Below are 1,606 nucleotides of genomic sequence, written 5' to 3' on the forward strand. Positions count from 1 at the left end.
GCGGATCATATTGCAACTTGCGAAAATGAAAGAGCCGCTGGCAGCCGAGCACCCAGCCGACAATGAGATACAGCAGGATGCGGTGGAGGGGAAACAACGAGTTGTTTGCCTTCGCAAACGATAGCCCCTGCAGCGCCTTGGCGAGCTTGATTTTCTCGAGGTATTCCAGAAAGATTTTGGCGCCTCCGAAACTGGTCGCATGTCGCAGGGAAAATTCTGTCTTGATTTTGCTGACGGGTGTGGTAGACTTCACCTTAAAGGTGCTCCTTTCTTTGGCTGGGTTTTTTTCGTCAAACACCATTCTACCAAAGAACAGGAGCCCTTTTTATGTTTTTAAAAGAGTTTTACTTTCGAAATTCAGGTTCAAATTGAAAACAAAGTGTCGAATATTGAACAACTCAAAATTGATCTTATAGCCCCGAGGGAAAACATGGACAACCAAAGTAATGGACAACACGCAACAATACAAGAATCACAAAAATCGCAACGCAAAACAAACAGAAAAAAACCAGATGGTATAGCAACAAATGATCTAATCTTTTCTGCTTATGTTGGAAATAATTCCGATCTTTTCCCTTTGGTTATGTCATTGTATGTGCCACCAGGAAGTATTGTGGCTGACGTTACATATGGAAAAGGGGTATTTTGGAGAAAAATCCCCAAAGGCACTTACCAATTATACGCAACAGATTTAAAAACGGGTGTTGACTGTAGAAACTTGCCCTATGAGAATAACCTGAATCCGTGAACTTCTATGAATCCTCCCGGAACCTTATTCCTGAAACCGGATCTTGACCGGACTATTTCCATGTTCATTACGAACCAACTGCTTCGCCCGCTGGCAGAAGGGCGCATCATGACTTGTACCACCGGTTTTGGCCATGTCGAACAGACCTGACGAACAAAGGTCTTTCGCCAGGCCATCCCATAACGGTTTCGTCTTCTTTCTCGCATCAGGCAAACGTCCGGTAGATTCGCTCCAGCACCGGTGACCAGGGACTGTGTTTTCCGAAGCTGAAGATCAGACTCCGCGCATGTCGAACCAGTCGCACCGCCATGTAGATGATGTTTTGAATAACGGTTCGGATTCGGCGGCGCTGCACGTTGCTGCGAATCGGTGCGTCGTCTTTGCGCAGGCTTTCCTGACCGATGATGCGCAGCAGATTGTAGGCAAACACGCCTGCATGCAGTACGAGATTATTCGTTGCAAATTTTCCGGCCGGCAACCGCTCCAGATCGAGATCCGTCTTGATTTCGCTGTGAAACTGTTCGCTGGTGGCGTGATCCCGGTATAACTCGATGACCCGCCACGGTCCGCAGCGAAGCGACGTCCAGTACACGTTCACTTCAATCTCCGGAACGAGCAACATTTGCCCATCCCGATCAATGGTTCGCTCAATCACGTGGAAGACTTGCCGGAGCGGTCGGTCAAATCCTTTTTCCGTAAACTCGATGAAACCGACATACTCCTTCTTGCCTTCACGCTGCTGGCAGCAAATGCCCGAGGATTCGGCGATGCGCAGCCACAGCTCTTTCGGTTCCTTGCGGAGGTTGGCTTTAATGATGTAGTCCACTTGTTCACGGTGACATACGCGCAAATTGTCGA

The 1,606-nt window shown here is 48.3% G+C and carries 2 pseudogenes; both read right to left on the reverse strand.

The annotated features are described in order from the left end of the window. Positions 1-253 (reverse strand): annotated as a pseudogene (locus tag BAA01_08500) (transposase). A gap of 700 nt (positions 254-953) precedes the next feature. Then, positions 954-1,606: pseudogene (locus BAA01_08505) on the reverse strand (transposase).

It is taken from the genome of Bacillus thermozeamaize, assembly GCA_002159075.1.
In the GTDB taxonomy this organism is placed as follows: Bacteria; Bacillota; Bacilli; order ZCTH02-B2; family ZCTH02-B2; genus Bacillus_BB; species Bacillus_BB thermozeamaize.